The organism is Flavobacterium kochi, from assembly GCF_048286715.1.
Taxonomy (GTDB): domain Bacteria; phylum Bacteroidota; class Bacteroidia; order Flavobacteriales; family Flavobacteriaceae; genus Flavobacterium.
On the sequence record NZ_JBLVPW010000054.1, the window covers coordinates 1 to 8,581 of the forward strand.

Annotated in this window: 3 protein-coding genes and 1 pseudogene; all 4 read left to right on the forward strand. The window is 41.4% G+C overall.

Annotated features, from left to right (window positions below; all coding sequences use genetic code 11):
* Positions 1-489: 489 nt before the first annotated feature.
* The gene (locus ACNQGH_RS21580) at positions 490-951 is read left to right on the forward strand and encodes a hypothetical protein (RefSeq protein ID WP_417958084.1); all 462 of its coding nucleotides are present in this window, start codon (positions 490-492) and stop codon (positions 949-951) included.
* A 19-nt stretch (positions 952-970) separates the two neighbouring features.
* A complete protein-coding gene (locus ACNQGH_RS21585; RefSeq protein ID WP_417958086.1) occupies positions 971-1,471 on the forward strand; it encodes an SRPBCC family protein in 501 nt (166 codons plus the stop codon).
* 801 nt (positions 1,472-2,272) lie between these two features.
* Positions 2,273-5,770, forward strand: a complete 3,498-nt coding sequence (locus ACNQGH_RS21590; RefSeq protein WP_417958087.1) for a beta strand repeat-containing protein — start codon at positions 2,273-2,275, stop codon at positions 5,768-5,770.
* A 13-nt stretch (positions 5,771-5,783) separates the two neighbouring features.
* Positions 5,784-8,581: pseudogene (locus ACNQGH_RS21595) on the forward strand (hypothetical protein); the annotation flags it as partial.

Here is an 8,581-nt window from a genome sequence, read left to right on the forward strand (position 1 = left end):
CGCATTTTGAATTTTCGCAAATACAATTTACACCTTTTTGGTGAGACTATGACTGCCCTAAAGCTTGATTTATCAACACTTTGGGGCTTTTTATTTTATTCAGTTGCGACTACTGGGTAATAGCTCGATTTGTTTAATTTTTGGATTTGCTTTTAATGCCTGATTTTACACGACTAAAAAAAAACCGGGCTAATCCATTGTTATCTAGCTATTTTTCTTGTTTAAGTTGACGCAATAAATCAATTCGCAGTTGTTTTTGGGCATTTGTCTATTAATTTCAATTTTAAAGTTCTGTATTTTGCCGTATGTAGTCAAGATATAAAAGAAGAATTTTCAATTCCAGTACTCTCATGCAGTGAGCTATAGCAGTAATAGAGAATTTGTCCTGCAAAAACAAGCCTTTATATTTTTGAATGAATGAATTAATTTATTTTTATTTCTTGATTTTAAGACCAATAGCCATAATGTATTTTGTAATCCATAACTGTTATGAGCAACGCGATTAAATATTATGTAATTCTTATCGGATTACTATTTGCTTTTAGTGCAAAAGCTCAGGTAGGAATCGGAACGAATGAGCCGAATGATAGTGCACAACTTGAAGTGTTGTCTACTTCTAAAGGGGTGTTTTGGATTTTGGTAACCGTAGTCACTAAGTGGTCATGGATATTTTGCTTTTTTGGATTTGGTTCAAAATACCTTAATAAGCCGAATACGGTGTTGGCATACTGCAATGAGGCTGTTTATCCATTCTATATTTTACATCAAACCGTAACGATAGTTCTTGGTTATTATGTAATGAATTTAGATTGGGGCTTTCTGCCCAAGTTTTCATTTTTAAGTTTCGGAACTTTTATTATTTCATGGTTGATTTATGAATTTTTAATTCGACGAAATTTTTTACTGAGGCCATTTTTTGGATTGACAAATCCTAAGAAAAAAAGTAAGTAACAGTGCTTACCTAGAGAAAATGTCAGCAATCGCACAAATAGTACAAGACTTAAGCAATTTTAATCACATTTTAAATGCAACATCAATGGTAAAAGAAATCAAAACAGAAATTTTAATCGATGCCACTCCCGAAAAAGTGTGGACAATTCTCACCGCATTTGATAATTATCCGATATGGAACCCATTTATAAAATCAGTGCAAGGAGAAGTAAAAGTTGGAAGTATAATCACCGCGAGAATTGAACCACCGGAAACGAAAGGAATGACCTTTAAACCAAAAATTCTAACGGTTAAAACTAACAAAGAATTAAGTTGGCTTGGTCATTTATTCTTTGCGGGGCTATTTGACGGAGAACATAAATTTGAACTTATTGACAACGGAAATGGGACAACAACTTTTAGACAAAGCGAAAAATTTAACGGAATACTTGTGCCATTATTCAAAAAACAACTGGACAACAATACTAAAAAAGGATTTATAGAAATGAACAAAAAATTAAAAGAATTAGCGGAACAATAATAAACACTACCGACAGGAGTGCAATATAAATACTATATTAAAGAATTACTTGAAAAATAGTATGATGGAAGTTATAAAATTTTAGATTACTTCAAATAAAAACTGCTGCTACAGCCAGAACAAAAGTTTTGCGGTATTTCGGTTTTTGGGTTTAATTTGGATCCACCCCACTAATTTCATCAATCCACCAAATTTTGATTGATGTAAATTACTGGGGTGGATACACTATATGGGTACCACTTCATTGTTAAACAACATCATAATCTCTTAATAGATTTTTAGCAAAATTTTTGATACCTGGATTATCAACCATTTGAGCACTAACAACCCATTTTGACAACGAGCCTGATTCCTTCCTTTGAATAAGTGCTTAAATTGTTTTTCCAGTATCCCAATCTACTTAATTTCTGGAGTTGTTTTTATTAAGTCCTGATTTTACGTGACTTATAAAAATCGGACTAATCCATTGTTATCTAGCTATTTTCCCCGTTTAAGTTGATGCGAATAAATCAATTAGCAGTTGTTTTTAGACATTTGTCTATTAATTTCAATTTTAAAGTTCTGTATTTTGCCGTATGTATTCAAGGTATAAAAGAAGAATTTTCAATTCGGGTGATCTCATGGCTATTCTTGGAATTAAGTTCCTGCAAAAGAATAACCATACAGAGCAATATATAAATGACATTAATTCAATGTGTATTTATCAAAAACAGGCTTTTATATTTTTGAATAATTTAATTTATTTCTATTTCTTGATTTTAAGACCAATAGCCATAATGTATCTCGCAATCCATAACTATTATGAGCAACGCGATTAAATACTATGTAATTCTTTTTGGATTACTATTTGCATTTAGTGCAAAAGCTCAGGTAGGAATCGGAACGAATGAGCCGGATGATAGTGCACAACTTGAAGTACTGTCTACTTCTAAAGGGGTGTTGATCCCACGAATGTCGCTTTTGCAACGTAATGTAATCAATAATCCTGCAAATGGTTTGTTGATCTATCAAACTAATAATTCTCCAGGTTTTTATTACAATACTAATGGTCAGTGGCAAAGACTGGCAACCAGTTCGGAGTTGAAAGCAGGAGGCGGAGGGACGAATGTTAATACCATTTTAAGCGGAGGGACTAATCCTTCGTCAGCAATTGGTGCAGATGGAGATTTTTATCTGAATACTAACAGCGCCGTTCTATATGGACCAAAAATGTCAGGAAGTTGGCCTTTAAGCGGCATAACATTGGTTGGACCAAAAGGGGAATCGGGTAGTGGTAGTGGTACTGCGCCCGTTCTTAGTTTTGACTCTGCGTATAACTTATCAATTAAAGATGGGAATTCGGTAAGTCTGAGTGATCTTAACCAATCGCTAAGTCTTGCAGGTCCCATACTTTCCATATCTGGGCCAAGAAATAGTCAAGTGGATTTTTCAGCATTGATTGGCGGCGGCGGAAAAACCTTGTCTGATGCTTCGCTCGTTGGAAATGGTACAGCATCCAGTTTGTTGGGATTATCAAATACAGGCGTTAATGCGGGAAGTTATACAAGTGCGAATATTACAGTTGATGCAAAGGGAAGGATTACCGCTGCAGCTAATGGCTCGGGTGGTGGAGCGGCAACTAATTTAACCTATACCAATTCCGCAACTAATGGAGTGGTAGTCTCAGATACCGGAACGGATGCTACAATCCCTGCGGGATCGACTGTCGAAGCAAGTTTGATGCTCCCTGCCGATAAAACCAAATTAGATGCCATATCAGGAACCAATACCGGAAACAATGCCGCAAATACTAAGTATGCAAATGATTATAGAGCCGCTAATTTCGTGGGAGGAACAGACTATTTGCGCCCAACAGGAAGTGCAGCCTTACTGACCAATTTCCCGACATTGAATCAAAACACGACGGGTACTGCAGCAGGATTGTCTGGAACTATTCCTGAATCACAAGTTTTAAATTTAACATCGGATTTAGCAGGCAAACAAGGTAGTATATCGCTTACTTCATTTGGAACTAGTGGTCCTTCAACTTTAACAGGAAACACATTAAATATTCCGCAATATTCTGGTACAGCCGCGGGAGTAAGCTCGGTTGCACTGACAACTGCTAATGGTATCTCTGGTGTTGTTGCCAATGCAACAACAACGCCAGCCATAACGTTAACGTTAGGGGCTATCACACCGATATCGATAGCTGCTACTGGAAATGTGACCGGAAACAATTTATCTGGAACCAATACCGGAGACCAATTAAATATCAGCGGTAATGCAGCAACAGTGACAACCAATGCCAACCTATCGGGCGATGTTACCTCTTTGGGCAACGTAACCACGATTGCCAGTAAAGCCGTAACCCTTGCCAAAATGAACGATGTGGCAACAGGTACCGTTTTTTACCGAAAAACCGCCACGGATGGAGTTCCAGAAGTGCAATCCCTAGCCATCCTCAAAACAGATTTGGGACTAGCTGGGACCAATTCCGGAGACCAAACAAATATCCTCGGTAATGCGGCAACCGTTACCACCAACGCCGACTTAACGGGAGATGTAACCTCTTTTGGTAGCAACGCAACCACGATTGGTGCAAATAAAGTAACCTATGCCAAAATGCAAGCCATGGCCACCAATAAATTGTTGGGTTCTGGGGCCGGAACTACCGTTAGCGAAATTATCCTGGGTACTGGATTGTCTTTTACGGGCAGTACACTGAATGCAGTGGGGGGGGGATTGACTAATTTAAGCTATACCAATTCCCCAGCTAATGGAGTGGTAGTCTCAGATACCGGAACGTCGGCCACAATCCCTGCGGTTACTCCTGTTGCCGGCGGCAATATAGCAGGTTTGATGATTCCCGCCGATAAAACAAAATTAGATGCCATATCAGGATCTAATACCGGAGACCAAACAACAATTACGGGCAATGCGGGAACGGCAACAACTCTGCAAACCGGTAGAACTATAAGTACCTCTGGCGATGTCGTATACACTTCACCTGTTTTTAACGGCAGTGCAAATGTCACGGCTGCGGCCACTATTTCTAATGGTGCAGTCACTTATGCTAAACTTCAAAACTTAACTACAAACCGGTTGTTAGGACGTAGCACAGCGGGAAGCGGGATTGCAGAGGAAATTACCCTAGGTACTGGATTGTCTTTTTCAGGCAGTACCCTGAACGCGACAAGCGGAAGCGGAACCGTAACAAATGTTTCAGTGGCTCCAGCAAATGGAGTTACTGGAATCGTTGCAAACGCAACAACAACACCGGCCATAACTTTAACTTTAGGCGCAATCACCCCAACATCGGTAGCTGCTACAGGAAATGTGACTGGAAGTAATTTGTCTGGATCCAATACCGGAGACCAAACAACAATTACTGGCAATGCGGGTACGGCGACAGCCCTTCAAAACGGTAGAACAATAAGTGCCACAGGTGACGTCGCATACACATCGCCTCTTTTTACTGGCACTGGAAATATTACAGCTGCGGCCACAATTACGCCAGGTGCGGTCACTTATGCCAAAATGCAAGCCATGACCACCAATAAATTGTTGGGTTCTGGAGCCGGAACTACCGTTAGCGAAATTATCCTGGGTACTGGATTGTCTTTTACGGGCAGTACACTTAATGCAGTGGGGGGATCGCTTACGGATTTAACCTATACCAATTCCCCAACCAATGGACTGGTAAACTCAAGTACCGGAGCGGATGCCACTATTCCTGCGGGATCAACTGTTGATGCAAGTTTGATGCTCCCTGCCGATAAAACTAAATTGGATAAGATGGCGGCTATAGCAGGTGCTTCTGATGCCAACAAAGTCTTGACCGTAAACGCGGGTGGGACTTTAGCAACATGGGTTGCCCCCTCCGGAGGGTCGCCCGTTGTTACCTATCACCCGAATGGCAACGCTAATTACTTTGTCCGGGCAACCGGTCTGGGTGTCACGGCTGTTTTGACTGGTGCGAGCTTGGTGATAACCGTCCCTGTGGGAGTAGACCTGGACTATTTCAAATTTTCCACCTCTAAGGCTGCATTGGGTAGTCCCGCTGACAACAAAATGGACATAACAATTACTGATACTGCGGCTCGATGGAACAACGACCCAACCGATGTTGTTTTGCCATTGGCTCTGATTGCCGACAACAATGTAATTACTCCCATTGTAAACTCAATACAAAGTCCGGCCACTACTAATTTCAGCTGGACGGTAACTAATTATGGGGCAGGGAGCATTACAGTGCAGACAGCAAGTCTAGGCTCCCATACCGGTACAAATGGTTTTTATATAGTATTAAGACCTTAATGACAGAAAAAAGATGAAATTATTCAAAATTTATATTATAGGTTTTATTTTATTGTTTTTTAACTTGTCAAGTCAGGCGCAAACCTTAAAGCAATTTAACGGACAATTAAACATCAAATCTGTCACTGCTCCAGGAGGCATGAATTATCTGATAAAAGGAGATTTTATTGATCTTTCAGGCTCATTCGACGCTGGAGGTGTGTCCGTTGGAGATCGAATTATAGACGCAAATGGGAATACTTTCGAAATAATGTCGTTAACTGTTGATGGTTCTGAGATTAGCACCACCTCAAAGGCCTTTGACGCACTCGCACCGCAATTAGGGCTTGGGATTATTTATAGCCCCACCGATAGCGGATTCCCTTTAATTACAACTAATACTCCACAGGGTGCATTTATCGCCGCTTTAAACACAGCAACCCTCGCCATCGATGCAAAATTACCAAAGTACAGCTCGGGGACTTCCGTACCTGTTAGTTCTAGTGTTGTCGGGGACGTGATTTTAAATACCAGCGATTCTAAAGTGTATAAATTAACGGGTTCCGGATGGGTGGTGATAACTGCTATTCCGGATGACTATAGCTCTCCCGTTTCCAGTGCGCCTCCCGGAACCGTAGGCGACGTAATTAAATCATTTTGGGATGGTCAGTATTACTTTTTTGACGGCGTCACTTGGATATCCCCCGCAACGCTATCTTCGTTACCGACGACTTACAAACTGGGGGACATTTTTTATGCCACCGGGGAGAAGGCATTATATATGATGAATGCAGATTCACAATGGTCCAATATCAGCGGCGCTACCACTGCTGGCGGCACGGTGGCAGATATGCCAACAGGGGGTAAGCCGGGGGATCTTTTTTTTAATACGGATCTTAATATATTGTACGTTTTGGATGCTAACGGGAATTGGGTAGAAGTATCCACCAATGGGTCGACACCATCAGGTACGGTCAATCCGGATCCATTTGTAATAAGTATAAAAGAAGGGGCATTATTTTATAACACTTCAGATCACAAGCTATATGTATATAATGGAACTATTTGGATACCAGTGGATAATACTCTTCCGAGCGGACGTATATTTGTAGGCAATTCTTCTAATGTAGCGGTTCCTGTTCTTCTATCTGGTGATGCAACGATGGCCAGCAACGGAAACCTGACGATTAAAAATAGTGCCGTTACCGAAGCCAAGCTAGATAAGGCAAATATAACGCTCGATGGCTTCGCAAATCCCGCCAATAATGTCTCTTTGGGTGACGGGATTATAAATCATAAAATTATAAATCTTGCCAATCCATCAACAGGAACCGATGCAACGAACAAAAGCTATGTCGATGGACTATTTGTAAGTCCTACTCTACTTGCATTACCCAACAATAGTTTGTTTGTGGGGAATGCTTCGAATAAAGCGGCGGCCGTTTCAAAAAACCTTGTCACAATTAGTGGTTTTGCAAGCGCAGTCGCAAATATTTCGTTAGGTAATGGGATAACAAATTATAAAATTATCAACCTGTTGGATCCCACCTTGGCGCAGGATGCAGCCACAAAATCTTATGTGGATACCAAAGCGTTTACTCCATCTAATATTAGCCTTCCCACAGGAAACCTTCTCATTGGAAATGCAATAAATAATGCATCTGCCGTAGCAAAAAACATCGTTCCGCTAAGCGGTTTTGGAGCGGCAATAGCAAATATTTCCATCGGAGGATTCAATGTGAACAACCTTGCAGAGCCTACAGTCTCTACGGATGCTGCGACAAAAAACTATGTGGATAACAAAATTGTTCCTGCATCCAGTATTCCCCTTCCCTCAGGAAATCTGTTCGTTGGAAGTGCCACAAATACCGCATTTGCCGTGGCCAAAAACACCATTCCTCTAAGCGGTTTTGGTGCCGCAGCCACCGATATTTCCTTCGGGGGGTTCAAATTGAATAGCCTCGCCGATCCGGCTGCAGCACAGGATGCGGCGACGAAAAAATACGTGGATGATCTTTTTATTACCCCTGCCTCGCTGCTTTCTTTACCTAAGGGCAACCTCTTTGTAGGTAATGCAATGGGAAAAGCGGCTGCAACTCCAAAGAACCTCATTCCCATCAGCGGTTTTGGCACAGCTACCGATGATATTTCTATGGGTGATATTGGAACACAATTCAGAATCAGCTTTTTAGCGGAGCCAGTATTCGATCAGGATGCGGTGACAAAATACTATGTCGATACCAGAACGGCAACGCCAGCTTATCTGGACTTGGCAACGGGTTATGTGCTTGTAGGGGATTTATCAAATAAGGCCACGTCGGTGCCAAAGAGTGCCATTCCATTGAGTGATTTAGGTGCCGCAATAGCGGACATTTCCATTGGTGGTTTCAAAATTAATAACCTTGCCGATCCAGGATTGGCTACGGATGCTGCGACAAAAAATTATGTGGATACCAGGGTTATCACACCGACAGATATTAGCCTGACTGCAGGCAACCTTTTTGTTGGGGATATTACAGGGAAAGCATCCGATGTTTCGAAAAGCACCATTGCATTAAGCGGTTTTGCAGCGGCGATAGCTGACATTGATTTAGGAACGAGAAAAATCGTAAACCTTGCCGATCCCACAACAGCGCAGGAAGCGGCAACAAAATATTATGTGGATACCAGAACGGCAACGCCGGCTAATATGGACCTGACACAGGATTATGTGCTGGTTGGAAATTCATCAAATAAGGCCGCTTCGGTGCCAAAGAGTGCCATTCTGTTGAGTGATTTAGGTGCCGCGACAGCTAACATTGATTTAGGAACCAAAAAAATCGTAAACCTTGC